At 69.7% G+C, this 15,380-nt stretch carries 17 protein-coding genes and 1 pseudogene; 7 read left to right on the forward strand and 11 right to left on the reverse strand.

Annotation, left to right across the window (positions count from 1 at the left end):
- Positions 1–34: 34 nt before the first annotated feature.
- A complete protein-coding gene (locus ACZ4SA_RS19455) occupies positions 35–844 on the reverse strand; it encodes an SGNH/GDSL hydrolase family protein (RefSeq protein ID WP_468275934.1) in 810 nt (269 codons plus the stop codon).
- A gap of 234 nt (positions 845–1,078) precedes the next feature.
- On the opposite strand from ACZ4SA_RS19455, the pseudogene ACZ4SA_RS19460 reads away from it, so the two are divergent.
- A pseudogene (locus tag ACZ4SA_RS19460) lies at positions 1,079–1,267 on the forward strand (polysaccharide deacetylase family protein); the annotation flags it as partial.
- 83 nt (positions 1,268–1,350) lie between these two features.
- On the forward strand, positions 1,351–2,445 hold the full coding sequence (locus ACZ4SA_RS19465; protein ID WP_468275937.1) for a DUF5925 domain-containing protein: 1,095 nt from the start codon (positions 1,351–1,353) through the stop codon (positions 2,443–2,445).
- 44 nt (positions 2,446–2,489) lie between these two features.
- On the opposite strand, the gene ACZ4SA_RS19470 is transcribed toward ACZ4SA_RS19465, so the two are convergent.
- Positions 2,490–2,879: a GntR family transcriptional regulator gene (locus tag ACZ4SA_RS19470; protein WP_468275940.1), complete on the reverse strand. Its 390-nt coding sequence runs from the start codon at positions 2,877–2,879 to the stop codon at positions 2,490–2,492.
- Positions 2,880–3,068: 189 nt separating this feature from the next.
- Here ACZ4SA_RS19470 and ACZ4SA_RS19475 point away from each other — a divergent pair, with 189 nt between their 5' ends.
- Complete coding sequence (locus ACZ4SA_RS19475; RefSeq protein ID WP_468275943.1) at positions 3,069–3,719, forward strand: TetR/AcrR family transcriptional regulator; 651 nt, start codon at positions 3,069–3,071, stop codon at positions 3,717–3,719.
- A 56-nt stretch (positions 3,720–3,775) separates the two neighbouring features.
- On the opposite strand, the gene ACZ4SA_RS19480 is transcribed toward ACZ4SA_RS19475, so the two are convergent.
- Positions 3,776–4,489, reverse strand: coding sequence for a TetR/AcrR family transcriptional regulator (locus ACZ4SA_RS19480; protein ID WP_468275946.1), 714 nt, complete (start codon positions 4,487–4,489; stop codon positions 3,776–3,778).
- Positions 4,490–4,676: 187 nt separating this feature from the next.
- Here ACZ4SA_RS19480 and ACZ4SA_RS19485 point away from each other — a divergent pair, with 187 nt between their 5' ends.
- Positions 4,677–5,729 carry an alcohol dehydrogenase catalytic domain-containing protein gene (locus tag ACZ4SA_RS19485; RefSeq protein WP_468275949.1) on the forward strand — a complete coding sequence of 351 codons (1,053 nt, stop codon included), beginning with the start codon at positions 4,677–4,679 and terminating at the stop codon, positions 5,727–5,729.
- Between the two features lie 101 nt (positions 5,730–5,830).
- Here the strand turns inward: ACZ4SA_RS19485 and ACZ4SA_RS19490 are convergent, their stop codons facing one another.
- Positions 5,831–6,760, reverse strand: coding sequence for an SDR family oxidoreductase (locus tag ACZ4SA_RS19490; RefSeq protein WP_468275951.1), 930 nt, complete (start codon positions 6,758–6,760; stop codon positions 5,831–5,833).
- A gap of 22 nt (positions 6,761–6,782) precedes the next feature.
- A complete protein-coding gene (locus ACZ4SA_RS19495; protein WP_468275953.1) occupies positions 6,783–7,955 on the reverse strand; it encodes an FAD-dependent oxidoreductase in 1,173 nt (390 codons plus the stop codon).
- 683 nt (positions 7,956–8,638) lie between these two features.
- Here ACZ4SA_RS19495 and ACZ4SA_RS19500 point away from each other — a divergent pair.
- A complete protein-coding gene (locus ACZ4SA_RS19500; RefSeq protein ID WP_468275956.1) occupies positions 8,639–9,559 on the forward strand; it encodes a GNAT family N-acetyltransferase in 921 nt (306 codons plus the stop codon).
- Positions 9,540–10,031, forward strand: a complete 492-nt coding sequence (locus ACZ4SA_RS19505) for a ribonuclease FAU-1 family protein (RefSeq protein ID WP_468275959.1) — start codon at positions 9,540–9,542, stop codon at positions 10,029–10,031. Before ACZ4SA_RS19500 ends, ACZ4SA_RS19505 begins: the two co-directional genes overlap by 20 nt.
- 55 nt (positions 10,032–10,086) lie before the next feature.
- Here the strand turns inward: ACZ4SA_RS19505 and ACZ4SA_RS19510 are convergent, their stop codons facing one another.
- The 3 genes from ACZ4SA_RS19510 to ACZ4SA_RS19520 are packed head-to-tail and all read right to left on the reverse strand — an operon-like array spanning position 10,087 to position 13,078.
- Positions 10,087–11,580, reverse strand: a complete 1,494-nt coding sequence (locus tag ACZ4SA_RS19510; protein ID WP_468275962.1) for a tripartite tricarboxylate transporter permease — start codon at positions 11,578–11,580, stop codon at positions 10,087–10,089.
- The gene (locus ACZ4SA_RS19515; protein ID WP_468275964.1) at positions 11,580–12,098 is read right to left on the reverse strand and encodes a tripartite tricarboxylate transporter TctB family protein; all 519 of its coding nucleotides are present in this window, start codon (positions 12,096–12,098) and stop codon (positions 11,580–11,582) included. The genes ACZ4SA_RS19510 and ACZ4SA_RS19515 overlap by 1 nt, the downstream gene beginning before the upstream one ends.
- The gene (locus ACZ4SA_RS19520; RefSeq protein ID WP_468275966.1) at positions 12,095–13,078 is read right to left on the reverse strand and encodes a Bug family tripartite tricarboxylate transporter substrate binding protein; all 984 of its coding nucleotides are present in this window, start codon (positions 13,076–13,078) and stop codon (positions 12,095–12,097) included. The genes ACZ4SA_RS19515 and ACZ4SA_RS19520 overlap by 4 nt, the downstream gene beginning before the upstream one ends.
- A gap of 156 nt (positions 13,079–13,234) precedes the next feature.
- Here ACZ4SA_RS19520 and ACZ4SA_RS19525 point away from each other — a divergent pair, with 156 nt between their 5' ends.
- A complete protein-coding gene (locus ACZ4SA_RS19525) occupies positions 13,235–13,888 on the forward strand; it encodes a response regulator (RefSeq protein WP_468276051.1) in 654 nt (217 codons plus the stop codon).
- Between the two features lie 8 nt (positions 13,889–13,896).
- Here the strand turns inward: ACZ4SA_RS19525 and ACZ4SA_RS19530 are convergent, their stop codons facing one another.
- The 3 genes from ACZ4SA_RS19530 to ACZ4SA_RS19540 form a co-directional block, all read right to left on the reverse strand.
- The gene (locus tag ACZ4SA_RS19530) at positions 13,897–14,256 is read right to left on the reverse strand and encodes a VOC family protein (RefSeq protein ID WP_468275968.1); all 360 of its coding nucleotides are present in this window, start codon (positions 14,254–14,256) and stop codon (positions 13,897–13,899) included.
- Between the two features lie 80 nt (positions 14,257–14,336).
- Positions 14,337–14,981: a class I SAM-dependent methyltransferase gene (locus ACZ4SA_RS19535; protein ID WP_468275970.1), complete on the reverse strand. Its 645-nt coding sequence runs from the start codon at positions 14,979–14,981 to the stop codon at positions 14,337–14,339.
- Positions 14,978–15,340: a DUF427 domain-containing protein gene (locus ACZ4SA_RS19540; protein ID WP_468275972.1), complete on the reverse strand. Its 363-nt coding sequence runs from the start codon at positions 15,338–15,340 to the stop codon at positions 14,978–14,980. The genes ACZ4SA_RS19535 and ACZ4SA_RS19540 overlap by 4 nt, the downstream gene beginning before the upstream one ends.
- Positions 15,341–15,380 lie beyond the last annotated feature (40 nt).

Raw genomic sequence — 15,380 nt, forward strand, 5'->3', positions numbered from 1 at the left:
CCGGTCGTGGAAGGGTGGAACGGAACTACGCGCGTCAGACGTTCGACGCCAACACGGGCAGGTAGCCGCCGGACTGGCCGGACGCCGTCGGGTGGTACGACTCACCGATGTTGAGCCAGTTGACGCTGTGCAGCCAGGACGAACCGGAGCAGATCTCATGTCCGGTGAAGGTCCCGACGACACTCGCGAAGCCGTAACCGTGATCGGCCGCGCGCTTGGCGATCGCCGCGTTGAGGTGGTCGGAGGCGCCGTTGATGGCGGCCCGCTCGTTCTCCGTCAGACCGGCGATGCAGTTGCCCTGCAGCTTGTAGAAACGGGGATAGCCGAGGACGACGACCTGGGCTGCGGGAGCCTTGGCGCTGATCGCCGAGTACACCTGGTCGAGCTTTCCGGGCAGGGTCGAATCGACGTACGCCTTGGCCTGTGCGATGCGGTTGATGCAGTTGGACTCGGACTGCAGGACGCACGTGGTCATGACGTCGGCGAAGCCTGCGTCGTTGCCGCCGATCGTGATGGATACGAGGTCGGTGGAGGAGCTGAGCGGACCGAGCTGACTCGCCGTGACATCACCCGTACGGGCGCCTGAGCAAGCGGTGAACGCGAACGACGAGGGTGAATTGGCGTTGGCCCAGAGCCTGGGGAAGGCCCGGGTGCTGCGCTTGCAGTTGCCACTCGCGCTGTCGTAGCTGCCGGCTCCCACCCCTGAGGAGTAGGAGTCGCCAAGGGCGACGTAGTCCAGTGACTGGGCGGTGGTGTCTGCCTGCGCCGGGCCCGCTCCCGTGAGAGCGAGGACAGCGCCGAGGAGGAGTGAGGATGAGAATGCCGCGACTCGGGACAGATTCATGGAACCTCCCTTTAGCAGGATCTCTGCCTCAACTTTCGTAGCAGGGGACAGACTTCACCGGAAGTGTCCATGCCAAGAACTGTTACTGACGAGTCAGTGAGGTCCTTGGGGCGGTACCGCAGCCGCCGCTGATCGAGCGTCACAAACCCTCAGGAGTGGGGCCCTCCGAGGCGGTCCTGTCATACAGTCCCAAGAGTGCCGGCGCGATCGTCGCGGGCGCCGCAGCGGCCGCGGGCGGCTATGCGGCAGGGCCCGTACGCACTGCGGCGGCTGACGGTACGGCGCAGGACGGGAGCGGCCGAGTTCGAACGGCTCGTCGAAGGACGGACGCTCACAGGAGACTTCGCCAAGGACCGGGCCCTCACCAAGGGCTACGCCGTGGTGCGCAGGGCCAGACAGGCCCTGGCACTGGTGCGCCGCTGAGCACCGGCCCGCCGCACCGCGGTTCGCCGCCGCACCGGGCAAAACACGGTGCGGCGGCCGAGACCGTGCCGGATCATGGGCGCATGTCTGCAAACCCTCAGGACGCTCTGCCGATCCGGCTCAACGTCGACGACAGCGATTCACCCTCGGACGTCGTCGACGCGCTGTTCCTCGGCCGCTTCGCGACGGGCGAGCAGCCGTACTCCCACAGCTCCAGTATCGAGCGCGTCCGGCACGGCGCGTCGATGCTGCCGCCCGCCGCCACTGTGCTGCGCTCCGCCCGGGACGACGACCGGAGCGCCACGCTCGCCGAGGGCGACGGATGGACCATGCTGATCTCCCGCTGGAACCGCGGCGCGGACATCACGGTCACGGCCGTCAGCTCCGAGCTCGCCGAGAAGATCCTCAAAGAGGCGACCGACGGCGCGGCCGACGTACCGGAACCGCAGCCGACGAACGTCACCATGGGCTTCTGGTACGTCTCCCCGCGCCGCGGCCCGCACCGCACGACACGGCAGATCGCCGCCGGGACATGGGAAGAGGTCCGGGCCAACTACACCGCGCCCGTGGCCGACGCGATGGACCGGCTGATGAAGGTGACACCGGACGACATCGCGGGCCGGCTGCTGCTCCTCCACGGCCCTCCCGGTACGGGCAAGACGTCCGCACTGCGGACGCTGGCCCGCTCGTGGCGCGACTGGTGCCAGGTGGACTGCGTTCTGGACCCGGAGCGGCTCTTCAACGACGTGGGCTATCTGATGGACATCGCGATCGGCGAGGACGAGGGCACCTCCAAGGGGCGCTGGCGGCTGCTGCTGCTCGAGGACTGCGACGAGCTGATCCGCGGCGAGGCGAAACACACGGCGGGTCAGGCGCTGTCCCGTCTGCTCAACCTGACGGACGGCCTGCTCGGGCAGGGGCGCAATGTCCTGGTGGGCGTCACCACCAACGAGGACCTGGAACGCCTCCACCCCGCGGTCGTCCGCCCCGGCCGCTGCCTGGCCCGCATCGAGGTGGGCCCGCTCACCCGCCGCGAGGCCGTGTCGTGGCTCGGCACGGACGAGGGCGTGGGCCGCGAGGGCGCGACGCTGGCGGAGCTCTACGCGCTGCGCCGCGGTACGCCTCCGGCGTCGGTCCCGTCGCAGATCGGGGGCGAGGAGGCGGGGCTGTACCTGTGACGCCGGGCAGGGTGGGGGCGCCTGCGGCGGGCGTTCCCGCCCCGTCAGTCCCCCTCGTACGCCGCCTCGTACGCCGCGCGAATCGCCTCCCCCGCCGTTCCCAGCGCCGCCTCCCGCGACAGCCCCAGCCGCCGCGCCTGCGCCGCATACGCCGCCGCGGCCGCCGCCGCCTGCCGCTCCGCCGCGTCCCCCGCCGCCGCCACGAACGTGCCGTTGCGGCCCCGCGTCTCGATCACCCCGTCGCTCTCCAGCGTCCGGTACGCCTTGGCCACGGTGTTCGCCGCGAGGCCCAGTTGTTCCGCGAGGCCGCGGACGGTCGGCAGCCGGTGGCCCACCGGCAGCACCCCCGAGCGGGCCTGTTCGGAGATCTGCGCCCGCAGTTGCTCGTACGGCGCGTCGGGCGCGTCGGCGTCGATGGTGATGTTCAAGGTCACGGCGCGATTCTCCCCCATCGCCCCAATACTGACTTCGGCTCGTCAGGGTGAACTTCGGCGAAGTCCCTGATGGGCACCGCGCTGATCGACGGCGTCCACCAGCTCCGGCAGCGGCGTGCCGACCGCCGCCTCCGGCCGGTTCCATAGTGCGTAATAATGTACATATTCTAAGTTGAGAGGTCTTATAACGTGACGCGATCTGTTCCAGAGCCCCAAAGGCGCGACTCCCGTGCCAATCGGGCGCGGATCCTCGCAGTCGCACGCCAGGAACTGGTGCGGAACCTGGATGTGACGCTGGGTGAGATCGCGCAGGCCGCGGGGGTCGTAAGGCGCACAGTTTACGGTCACTTCCCCGGCAGGGACGCGCTGCTGGAAGCGCTCGCTCACGAGGCCTTCGAGATCTTGCAGAAGACAGTCGCCACAGCTTTCCACTCGTCCGAATCGCCCCAGCGGTCCCTCGCGCGTCTGACTCTGGCTTTGTGGCCCGTCGGTGACCGCTATCAGGTACTCATCGCACTTGCCAGACGGGATCCGTCAACAGATCCGGTGCGTGAATTCCTTACGCCTGCCCGGGCTACGATCTCGGGCATCCTGCAGCAGGGGCAGATGGAAGGAGTCTTCCATGATCACGTGCCGGCGCATGTGCTGAGTCCGGCAATTGAAGCGCTGTCCTTGTCTCTCCTTGAGAGTGCTTCCCGGGGAGACTGGGAAGACAATGGTGTTGCGGCAACAATCGCGGCGTTGGTCACCGCGGGAGTACCCGCGGATCGTGCGGCAGATGAAGTGGGAAGCCTGCTCGCCGATACCGGACACTGCGAGGCCGATCCAGGCGTTGGGTGATCTTCGGCGGGTCACACCTCAAAGAGCGTTTGATCCAGGAGAATCAACCCAACCGGTCAGCGAGCCCGAGCCTGCCGGCCGTTGCGTTCCTTCAGGTCTCGTTCGTGCAGCAGTCGTGCGGTCTGCTCGGACACCGGTGCGGCCAGCAGTGCGGTGACCAGGTCGACCAGCCGGCTGGTGAACAACCGGTCGTCCCTGCGGGGGCGGGCGGCGGCACGGGTGGCGAGTTCGGCGTGGCAGAAGCGCATGGCAGTGAAGCGGGTGTGGAGTACCGCGGTCGACTCAGGAGCCAGTAGGGGGTCCAGCAGGCGCCGCCACGCGTAGATGCTCGACTTCTCGTTCGGCACGATGAGCTCGACCAGGGGTTCGGGCCGGTTGAGCAGTTCGGCCACGATCTGCAGGAACTCGCGTCCGCCGTCGGGGTCCGCGAGTTTCGCGGCAGCCGGCAGTACCAGGGCGGCGGCGAGGGGGCGAAGACCGGCGGCCCCGCTGTCCTCGTACTGCTGCAGCAGTACCTCCCGGCGAGCGTCCACCGCAGGGAGGTGCTTGTCGAGTACGGCTCGCAGCAGACCGGCCCGGTCGCCGAAGTGGTACTGCAGGGCCATCGCGTTGCGCTGACCCGCGGCTCGTTTGATCTCACTGAGTGAGACACCGTCGACGCCCTTCGCCGCGAACAACTGCTCGGCGGCCCGGATGAGTTTGCCGCGGGTGTCACGGGACTCCCGACTCCGGGGCGGTGTGCTGGGCTCCGGCGTCTCTTGTGCTGTCACAAAGGACATGATACATGATTACGTCAAAGTGATACGCTTGCATTAATCATTGATCCAAACCTCTTTGTATATGTGGGAGACCATCCATGCCCCGGGACTTCGAGAACGACCCCGACGCCTTGCACTCCGCCACCCTGGCGACATCGTTCCGTACCGGCGCCGCCCTGCGCCTGGACGGAGGGGCCCGGTGAAGGCGCTGACCTACCAGGGTCATCACGACATCCGCTACGGGGACGTCCCCGACCCGGCCGTCACCAGCCCCACCGACGCGGTCGTCCAGGTCACCACGGCTGGTATCTGCGGCAGCGACCTGCACATCTACGGCGGCAACGGGTTCAGCGCGGAGGTGGGCTACACCCCGGGACACGAGTGCGTCGGAGTGGTCGTGGACACCGGCAACCAGGTCGCCCGCTTCAAGCCCGGCGACCGGGTCCTTGTTCCCGCCTCGGTCGGCTGCACCGTGTGCAGAACCTGCGCGAAGGGGCTCACCGCCAGGTGCGAGCGCGCCCAGGCCCCGACGGACCTGTGCTACGGAGTGAGCCCAAAGATCCCGGGCAGTCAGGCCCAGGCCCTGGCCGTGCCCCATGCCGATGTCAACCTGGTGCACCTGCCCGAGGGCCTCTCCGACGAGGCCGCCATCGTCCTGACGGACAACGCCCCCACCGCCTGGTACGGCTGCCGCCGCGCCCGCATCCAGCCGGGCGAAACGGTCCTGGTCATCGGCCTCGGGCCGGTCGGCCTCATGGCCGCGCAATCCGCCTTCGCCATGGGCGCCGCCCGTGTGCTGGGAGCCGACCTGGTCGCCGAGCGCCGGGCCTTCGCCGCCACCTTGGGCGTCGAGCCGGTCGAGGGTGAGGACACCCGGAAGGCCGTACGGGAGATGACCGCAGGACGCGGTCCGGACGCCGTCGTGGAGGCCGTGGGCTCGGACGCCACCATTGGACTCGCCCTCAAAGCCGTCCGGCAGGCGGGACGGGTCAGCGTCATCGGCGTCAGCCACAACAAGGCCTTCCCCTTCCACATGGGACTGGCCCAGATCAAGGAGCTGGAGTTCGCCATCGGACTGTGCTCGATCCACTACGAACTCCCTGCCCTGATCGCCCTCGCCCAGGCCGGCCGGATCACGCCGGAGGCCGTGGTCTCCCACCGCTTCGCGCTCTCCGAGGGCCCCGCGGCGTACGACCTGTTCAACAGCCGCGCCGACGGTGTCCGCAAGATCCTTCTCGACCCTGCCCGCTGATCCACCTCGGCTCAGCCGCGGACGGCGGAGGCGGTAGGCGCTGTGGGACGGGGCTCCGGTTCGTCAAGGCCGGGCCTCGACCCGACAAGTTGACAGCGCCGTCACCGATCAGCGGCGTCGAGGGCGATCAACTCCTCGGTGACGGCCCACAGCCGCCGCGCGGCGGCGTCGTCCCGTCCCCGTGCACCCGGCTCGGCGAGTTGCCCTCTTTCGTAGTACAGGCCGGTCCTGCCGGTGAGCGTGGAGTCGAGCGCCACCCGCAGCAGCCCGGTGGCGGCCTCGTCCGGAGAGATCAGCCCTTGGCGGAACAGCGGGTAGAGATGGCGCAGCACGGGGCGGTCGAACATCGATTGCACCATCAGCGTGTCGACTGCCCCGGGATGCGCGGCGCTGACGTCCACCCCCGATCCCGCAACCCGGCGGGCCAACTCGCGGGCGTAGAGGATGTTTGCCAGCTTCGACCGGTTGTAGGCGAGGAAGGGCCGGAACTTCCCCTGAGTCATCATCAGGTCATCGAAGTCGAGGCCGCCCTTGGCGCGGCGGTGCGCTTCGGACGCGACCACGATGATGCGGCTCGGGGCGCTTGCCCGCAGCCGGTCGACGAGCAGCCGGGCCAGCAGTGCATGGCCGAGGTGGTTGACGCCGAACGTCATCTCGAAGCCGTCGGCCGTCTCGGTCCGAGTGCCGCGTTCCGCGTAGCCGGCGGCGCAGAGCAGGAGGTCGAGCTGGTCCCAGCGGTCCAGCACGGTGGCCGCTGCCTGGCGCACCGAGGCGAGGTCGGCGAGGTCCATGTCCACGCAGTGGACGCCCTGGTTGCCCGTGGTCTGCACGATCTCGTCCCGGACCCGTTCGCCCTTGGCCCGGTTGCGGGCGGCGATGAGAGTGACCGCTCCGGCCGCGGCGAGCTGGGCGGCGGCCGACCGGCCTATGCCGTCGCTCGCGCCGGTGACCAGGGCCACCCGGCCCCGCATGTCGGGCACCGCGGCCAGTGCTTCCACCCGTTGCAGGCGATTGCCGACCTGACGATTCATGGTCTCAGTCCGTTCTGCCCGTTCAGGCCCACAGCGGTCCGAGGCGGCCGGCTGAGCGCCGTACCTCGGAGTAGGAGCGGATGGAACTCTTGGAATTGTTTATGGGGTTGACCCCGAGGACCCTGGAAATGGCCATACGGACCACCATCCACGGGCTCTGGTAGCGCACTTGGCTGCTGATCCAGGTCAGCGCGTCCGCCTCGGGCTTCCAAGCCGCCTCGAAGCGGGCGCCCGTGGTCGCCAGCGGCCCGGAGGCCAGCGCCTGGTCGAACACCATCGCCGATTCCAGGGCCGCGTTGCCGCCCTGGCCGATCGGGGGAAAGGCCGCTGCGGCGTCGCCGATCAGCACCGCCCCGGCGCCGTGCAGCTGCGAGCAGGTCAGCCGCTGGCCCAGGTGGACGGCCTTGCGGCGGGAGAACTCGGCGACGCAACTCTCGCTCGTCAGCTCCAGGGCGCGTGGGACGTTCCGGCGAAGCCACGCGGTGGCTTCTTCGGGCGAGGCGAAGGTGTGCATCCTGTTCACCCCGATGACGCAGATCCAGCGGACGCCTTCCGGCCTGGTCTCGTCGATGGTCGCCCCGGCAAGGGTGAACGGGCTCATCGTCAGCCCTTGCAGGTAGTGCTTGTCCAACGTGTCGCCGACCTGGTCGAGTTCCAGGATGAGCCCATAGTTGGGGACGGCAGAGGTCTCGACGGTGAATCCCTCGACCTGCTCCTGCATCGCCTTGCGGACCGTGGAGCCCGCGCCGTCCGAGCCGATGACGAGGTCGAAGGTCTGCCCTGCCACCTTGCCGGCGTGCACGTCCACGTCTTCGGCACGGATGTCGCGGTGGAAGGCGACGTCGATCAGATCGCGGTGCCGCTCCTCGGCGAGCGACATGAGCGCCCGCACGATGTCCCCGCGCGAGCCGATCCAACCCGGCTCCGACCAGGGGTCGACGATCCGGCCGCGGTACCTGATGCCGTGGAACGGGGTCAGGTGGGCATCGAAGTGGGCGACGGCGTCGATGTGCCGCACCGCCTTCAGTCCATGGCCGGTGAGGTCGATCGGGTAGGAGCGGTCGGGGTTGAAGCGCGGTATGTCCTGGGGGTGGCCGCCGCGCTCGAACACTGTGCTGCGGATCCCGCGCCGGGCCAGCGCGATGGCCGCCGTCAGCCCGCCGGGGCCGCCTCCGATGATCGCGATGTCTGCCACAGGTCCCTCCTCGTTGAAAGCGCAGCTTGCGATGCAAGGAAGCGAAGATCGTTCAGGGCTGGATCTGCTGTTCCCCAGACCTTGTGTCGGCGCGGTGGGGGGTTCATTTGCCGCTCGCCCGGTTGGTCCGGAGCGGATGACTGCCCACAGATCCCTTCGCATCTCTTGGCCCAGGAGTTCGCGAGCCTACGTTATTGCTCACCGGTGTGCAAACTTTTTTTCGTGGTCAGTGTTCGCTGAGTGAGTCCCACTGAGCTTCTGCCTGGCGGTGCTGTCACGTTGACCGGTGAGTGGGATGATCTCCGGGTTGGTCGTGATTGGGAGGGGGCTTGTCGTGGGGACAGGCGGCACCGCGACCCGCTCGAGCCACGGGAGGCCAGCGCCTGCACACCGCCCTCCCCCACAGCTGGTACCACTTGACAGGCCCACTCCCGGATCACCCGCCGGCGCCGTGCCACCTCCGGCGGCTCGCCCCCCCCTCGAACAACTCAGCCGCCCGCATCCGTACCGTCTCCCCGCGCCTGCACCCCGCAGCGGTCAGCCCGCCCCATCGCCACATCTCACACACCACGCAACACAGACAACACTCCAGGCCCAACAGAGACTTCGCCAGAGTTCACCCTGACGAGCCCAAGTCAGTATTGGGAGGCGACGCCGCCTCCCCACGCGTACCGTGCCTGCCCATGACTGTGATCGTCCGTAATTTCCGTCCCGAGGACGCCGAGGCCGTGACCCGGGTACGGCGTGCCTGCATGCCATTCGAGGTGACCACACCCGCGTCCCTCCTCTTCGGGGTCGAGACGGCCAACCCCGCCAAGAAGTACCGGCTGTTGATCGCCGAGAGGGACGGGGAGCTCATCGGTGCCGCGCATGCCGGTATCGCGTACGACGCGGCCGAGCCCGGTCAGTCGTACGTCACCCCGCACGTCCACCCCGAGCACCGCGGTCAGGGCGCCGGCGGGCTTCTGCTGCGCGTCGCCGAGGAGCATCTCGCGGCGGAGGGGGCGACCCAGGTGTACGCATGGGTGCTGGACGGCCCGGAGAACCTCGCGTTCGCGAAGAAGCGCGGCTACACGCCCACCCGCCCCGCGCACTTCCAGCGCCTCGACCTGGCGGACGGGGGCCTGCCGGAGCTGCCCGCTCTGCCGGCGGGCGTCGAGCTGCGTACCGCCGCGGACTTCGAGACGGATCCGCGCCCGCTTTTCGAGGCGGACGCGGAGGCGACCTCGGACGAGCCGGGCGACATCAGCATGCAGTTCGAGGACTACGAGGACTGGATCGCCCATACGTGGAACGATCCGCTGCTCGACCGGCACCTCACCACGGTCGTGCTGGCCGGCGGCGAGGTCGCGGCCTTCACCGCGGCGCTGACGGACGGCGCCACCCGCTATCTGTCGGGCATGACCGGCACCCTGCGGGCCCACCGCGGCAAGGGTTTCGCCAAGCTTGCCAAGACCGACTCACTGCGGCGTGCCCGCCTCACGGGCTACACCCACGCGTTCACCAGCAACGACGCCGACAACGGCCCGATGCTCGCGATCAACAGGGGGTTCGGGTACGAGATCTGCGCGACGGAGGTCCGCCATGTCCGCGCACTCGGTTGAGGTACGGCTCGTCAAGGCGGGCGCGACGAAGATCCGTTACCCGGCGGAGCTGCTCAGCGACGACGGGACGCATCTCGCGGTCCGTGCGCCCTGGGCTGCGCCCGGCGTACGCGACTTCGGCTTCGTACGCTTCGAGCCGGGCGATGTGTTCACCGAGCACTACTGGCGGGACCGGTGGTACTCGGTGAAGGAGGTCCGCACGGGCGACGGCACGCTCAAGGGCTGGTACTGCGACATCTGCCGGCCCGCCGTGCTGGCGGAGGACGGCGGTGAGCTGAGCGTCGAGGATCTGGACCTCGATCTCTGGGTGTCCGCGGACGGCCGGGAGATCCTCCGGCTGGACGTGGACGAGTTCGAGGAGAGCGGCCTGTCCGCCCGTGACCCGGAAGCGGCGGAGGAAGCCGTCCGGGCCCTCGACGAGCTGGAACGGCTGGCCCGGGCAGACAGCTTCGCCCAACTGCTCGCCGCGTGAACGGTGAGGGGCGGACCGCCGCCGCGAACCGCCCCTCACGTCTCGCGCCGTCCCGTCAGGCCGACGACCGGTCCCGCACGAACAGCTTCTTCAGCCACGGCCACGCCACCAGCAGCACGATCACCACGTAGACGGTCACCGAGAAGGGTGTGTTGACCAGGCCCACCGCACTGCCGTCGCTGATCTGGAGCGCGCGCCGCAGCTGCTGCTCGGCCGCCGGGCCCAGGATCACACCGATGACGGCGGGCAGGACGGGGAGCCCGTAGCGCCGCATGCCGAATCCGATGAGGCCGATGATCAGCAGGATCACCAGATCGATGGCCTCGCCGCCCACCGCGTACGCGCCGACCGCCGCGAAGAACAGGATCCCGGCGTAGAGGTACGGCCGCGGGATGCGCAGCAGCTTGGCCCAGAGCGGGGCGAGCGGCAGGTTGAGCGCGAGCAGCAGCACCATGCCGACGAAGAGCGAGGCGATCAGGCCCCACACAAGGTCCGGTTCGCGCTCGAACAGCAGCGGTCCGGGCTGAATGCCGTACTGCTGGAAGGCGGCCAGCATGACCGCCGCGACGGCGGTCGTGGGCAGTCCGAGCGTGAGCATCGAGACGAGGGTGCCCGCCGCGGAGGCGGACGCCGCGGACTCGGGTCCGGCCACGCCCTCGACGGCGCCCTTGCCGAACTCGTCCTTGTGCTTGGAGAGCCGCTTCTCCGTGACGTACGACAGGAAGGTGGGGATCTCCGCGCCGCCGGCCGGGATCGCGCCGAACGGGAAGCCGATGACGGGCCCGCGCAGCCACGGCTTCCAGGTGCGCTTCACATCGGACTTCGCCAGCCAGGGCCGGCCGACCGGGATGGCGTCGCCGCTGGTGCGCCGCAGATGCGCGGCGGTCCACAGGGCCTCTCCGATGGCGAAGAGACCGACCGCGACGATGACGACGTCGATGCCGTCGGCGAGCTGCAGGGAGCCGAAGGTGAGGCGCTGCTGACCGGTCATCTGGTCGAGGCCGACGAGCCCGAGGGTGAGGCCGATCAGCAGTGAGGCGAGACCGCGGATCCGCGAGGACCCGAGCACGGAGGTGACGGCGATGAAAGCCAGCACCATGATCGCGAAGTAGTCGGGTGCGCCGATGTCGACGGCCAGCTCGGCGACGGTCGGGGCGAGGGCGACGAGCAGGATCGTGCCGATCATGCCACCGGCGAAGTGGCCGCCGGCGGCTGCGGCGAGCGCCTGTGCGCCGCGCCCGGCCCTGGCCATCGGGTTGCCCTCGATCGCGGCGACGACGGCCGCGCTCTCACCGGGCGTGTTGAGCAGGATGGAGGTGGTGGAGCCGCCGAACATGGCCCCGTAGTAGATCCCGGCGAACATGATGAACGCGCCGGTCGGCTCGAGGCCGTACGTCACCGGCAGCAGCAGCGCGACCGCCATGGCGGGGCCGATGCCGGGCAGCACGCCGATGGCCGTGCCGAGCAGGACACCGATCGCCGCCCAGAGCAGGTTGATCGGGGTGAGCGCCGTGCCGAAACCGTCGAGCAGGGAGTTCAGTGAGTCCATCAGAGCACTCCCATCAGCGGTCCGCCGGGCAGCGGGACGCCGAGCAGGTTGTTGAAGACGAAGTAGGTGACGAGGGAGAGGACCGACGCGACAAGCGGATCGCGGTCGGTGCGCCGGCTGCCGAGCGCGTACGCGGAGCCCCAGAAGAGCAGCGCGCCGGAGACCGGGAAGCCGAGGGGGCCGATGAGGACGGCGCCCGCGAGGAAGACGCCCGCAAGGAGCAGGACGGTCCGCCAGTCAGCGGGTTCCGACAGATCGATGTCCTCGCCGCCCTCCGCCTCTCCGCGGCCGCCGCGCAGCACGTCGACGGCGAGGAGGGCGGCGACGGCGAGCAGTCCGGCGCCGACGACGACCGGGACGGTCGTGGGGCCGACGGGCCCGCGTCGAGCGATGTCGACGTCCATGGTGAGCGCGTCGGTGAGGACGAGGACACCGATGACGAGGAGCAGGAGGCTGACGCCCAGCTCGGAGTGTTCACGCAGCCAGGAGCGCCGTCCCGGGGTCTCGGTCGTGCTCACAGTCCCAGCTCCTTCAGCACCTGGTCGACGCTTCTGTCCTGCTCGTCGAGGAAGTCGCCGAACTCAGGGCCGGTGAGGAAGGCGTCGTCCCAGCCGTTCTTCTTCATGGAGTCCTGCCACTGCTTGGAGTCGTGCAGCTTCATGACGAGGCCGATGAGCTTGTCGCGTTCGCTGTCGGACAGGCCGGGCGGGGCGACGATGCCGCGCCAGTTGGTGAATTCGGTGTCGAGTCCGGCCTCGCGCAGGGTGGGCGCGTCCAGTCCGGGGACGCGCTTCGGACCGGTCACGGCCAGCAGCCGCAGCTCGCCCGACCTGATCTGGTCGAGGTACTCGCCGACGCCGGAGACGCCGAAGGCGACCTTGTTGCCGAGGATGGAGGCGAGCAGTTCGCCGCCGCCGTCGAAGGGGATGTAGTTGACGGATCTGGGGGCGATTCCGGCGGCCTGCGCCATCAGCATGGGCGCCAGGTGGTCGGGCCCGCCCGGCGAGGACCCGCCGCCGACCGGCAGTTTGCCGGGTTCCTCCTTCCAGGCGGCGATCAGCTGGTCGATCGACTGGTACGGGGAGTCCTTGTCGACCACCACGATGTCCTGCTCCTCGGTGAGCCGGGCGATCGGGGTGGCGTCGGCGAGGGTCTTCGGCGACTTGTTGGTGTGTACGGCGCCGACGACGCCGAGGCCCATGGACATGGCGAGCTTGCCGTTCCCGTGCTCGCCGACGAGCCGGGTGAGGCCGACGGTGCCGCCGGCGCCGGGCAGGTTGAAGACCTCGATGTTGTGGGTGAGTCCGGCGTCCTCGGCGTTCTTGGCTGCCGTGCGGGCGGTGATGTCGTAGCCGCCGCCGGGGGTGTTGGGAACCATGAACCGCAGACCGGGTATCTGCGTACCGGTGTCGGCGCCGCTGCCGGTGGTGAGCAGCGGCGGCCCCACGAGCACCAGCAGTGCCGCCCCGAGCAGGGCAATGGGGGTGCGCAATCGCACGGCAACGCCTCTCGTCCGTAGGAGTGTGAAGTGGCCCACATGTTGCCTGCGCGTTAAGAAGCTGTCTCTCTTCCGGAATCAACGGACGTTGTGGTCCTTGTGGTCGCGGCTTAGCGTGTCGGCGTGACAAAGGTGCTGGTGGTGGACGACGACTTCATGGTCGCCAAGCTGCACAGCCGCTATGTGTCCCAGGCGGAGGGCTTCACGGCCGTCGGGGTGGCCCACAGCGGCGCGGAGGCGCTGCGCGCCGCCGAGCGGCTGCGGCCCGATCTCGTCCTGCTCGACATCTATCTGCCCGACATGGACGGGATCACCGTGCTGCGGGAGCTGCGCGCGGCGGAGGAGCGTGACGCGGACCGGGTGAGCGCGGACGCCCTTTTCATCACGGCCGCACGGGACGCGGCGATCATCCGGTCCGCCCTGCGGGCGGGCGCCCTGCACTATCTGATCAAGCCCTTCAACCAGGCGGCACTGCACGGGCAGTTGCGGCACGTGGCGTCGCTGCGCTCACGCCTCGACCGGCTGGACGAGGCGCGCCAGGAGGACGTCGACCAGATCTTCGGCACCCGGCCGCCCGGCTCCCGGGAACTGCCCAAGGGCCTGGCGCCCCACACGGCGGAGCTGGTGGAGCGCATCCTGCGCGAGCACCCGGGCGACATGTCGGCCTCCGAATGCGCAGAGGCGGGCTCGCTGTCGCGGGTGAGCGCCCGGCGGTATCTGGAGTACTTCGCGGAGACGGGCCGGGCCAAGGTCACACTGCGCTACGGCGGTACGGGCAGGCCCGAACGGCGCTACCGCCGGATCGGCTGAAGGCCCGGTCAGGCAGGGGGCTGGTGGAGCCCGAAGGGGGAGCCCTGGTCGTCGTGGCAGAGCTGGAAGCGGCCGAAGCGGGCGACCGTCTCCTCGTCGCTGCCGACGTCGATGTCGTCGACGGTGCCGCCGAGCTCACGTAGCCGTGAGACGGCCTGCTGCATGTCGTCGACCTTGAAGAACAGGTAGGGGCTCGCTCCCGCGTCCCCTCCGTGCACTCCGCCGGGAACGCCCGGGGTGCGGATCGAGTACCCGCCTCCCTCGGTCGTCCCGGCCTCGAACGTCCAGCCGAACAGCCCGCTGTAGAAGGTGCGGGCCCGCTCGGAGTCCCCCACGCCCAGCTCGAAGAACGAGATCTCCCCGGCCATGTGTCATCTCCCGATGTCCTCGGAACCGAGTGCGGTCCCACGCTACGGCGGACGCGTGGCGGCCGCATCCGGCCCCCCGCTCAGGCCGGCCTGTGGGCGTGGACGAACAGGTGCTCCTCGGGCTGCGCGCCCGGCCCGTGCGGCCGGTAGAGGGCGGTGTGGTGGTGCACCACCGCCAGGCCGGCCTCCTCCAGCACGCGCAGCTGATCGTCGGTGGCCAGACTGCTGACGGTGACCTGATGGCCCATCCACACGATGTCCAGCCCCCTGATGTCACCGGGCACGGTGGCCATGGCGAACGACCCGCCGGGCGCCACCCAGGACGCCATCCTGGCCAGCGACTCCACCACCTCCGGCTGGTCCATCACCAGCAGCGGGAAGAAGGCGCACACCGCGTCGAACCCGCCTTCCGGTGCCCGGTAGGTACGTACGTCGGCCTGTTCGAAGCGGGCGGCGGGCACCTGCTCCCGGGCAAGCCGGACCATCTCGGCGGACACGTCGATGCCGGTGACCGCGAAGCCCGCCCGGGCCAGGGTTTCGGCGGCCGGGCGGCCGGTACCGCTGCCCACGTCCAGGACGCGGGCAGCGGGCGCGAGACGGCCGGTGAGCCAGTCGAGGGCGGCGAGTTGGCCGGGGACGTCGGCAAACACCTCCTGATAGCGCGCGCCGACCTCGTCGAAGACCTCGGCGGCTGACGCGCCCCGGGGCCGCGGTTCCTCGCTCACCGGACCACCTCCGTGTCGTAGAAGCAGTAGTGCTCCGCGATGGCTGCCACGCCCGGTTTCGGCTCGAGGTAGGCCCAGACCAGATCGTCCGCGCCGGGCACCGACCAGTAGGAGGCGTCGCCCTTGAACGGGCAGTGGGTGCGTGTGGCGGAGGGGGTCAGGAGATCTGTTCGTACGTCGGCGGCCGGAAGGTAGTAGCGGACCGGGCATCCGGTCTCGCGCAGGACCAGGGGCCGCCGGCTCTCGGCGAGCACCTGCCCGTCCCGCATGACGCGGACCTGTTCGGTGCCGGGCTCGACCGTGATCCGGTGGGCTCCGCCGAGGCTCTGTGCGACCGTCCGTGGTGGGTGTGAGGTCATACCCGGTCAGCGTCCGGGCGGGGCCCGGTGTTCCCGTCCG

The organism is Streptomyces sp. NPDC027962, assembly GCF_055566095.1.

What these genes read in the sequence shown, in the direction of transcription:
- ACZ4SA_RS19455 (WP_468275934.1), bottom strand. Translation starts at nt 844, where the DNA reads ATGAATCTGTCCCGAGTCGCGGCATTCTCATCCTCACTCCTCCTCGGC.
- ACZ4SA_RS19465 (WP_468275937.1), top strand. Translation starts at nt 1,351, where the DNA reads ATGTCTGCAAACCCTCAGGACGCTCTGCCGATCCGGCTCAACGTCGAC.
- ACZ4SA_RS19490 (WP_468275951.1), bottom strand. Translation starts at nt 6,760, where the DNA reads ATGAATCGTCAGGTCGGCAATCGCCTGCAACGGGTGGAAGCACTGGCC.
- ACZ4SA_RS19500 (WP_468275956.1), top strand. Translation starts at nt 8,639, where the DNA reads ATGACTGTGATCGTCCGTAATTTCCGTCCCGAGGACGCCGAGGCCGTG.
- ACZ4SA_RS19505 (WP_468275959.1), top strand. Translation starts at nt 9,540, where the DNA reads ATGTCCGCGCACTCGGTTGAGGTACGGCTCGTCAAGGCGGGCGCGACG.
- ACZ4SA_RS19510 (WP_468275962.1), bottom strand. Translation starts at nt 11,580, where the DNA reads ATGGACTCACTGAACTCCCTGCTCGACGGTTTCGGCACGGCGCTCACC.
- ACZ4SA_RS19525 (WP_468276051.1), top strand. Translation starts at nt 13,235, where the DNA reads ATGGTCGCCAAGCTGCACAGCCGCTATGTGTCCCAGGCGGAGGGCTTC.
- ACZ4SA_RS19530 (WP_468275968.1), bottom strand. Translation starts at nt 14,256, where the DNA reads ATGGCCGGGGAGATCTCGTTCTTCGAGCTGGGCGTGGGGGACTCCGAG.
- ACZ4SA_RS19540 (WP_468275972.1), bottom strand. Translation starts at nt 15,340, where the DNA reads ATGACCTCACACCCACCACGGACGGTCGCACAGAGCCTCGGCGGAGCC.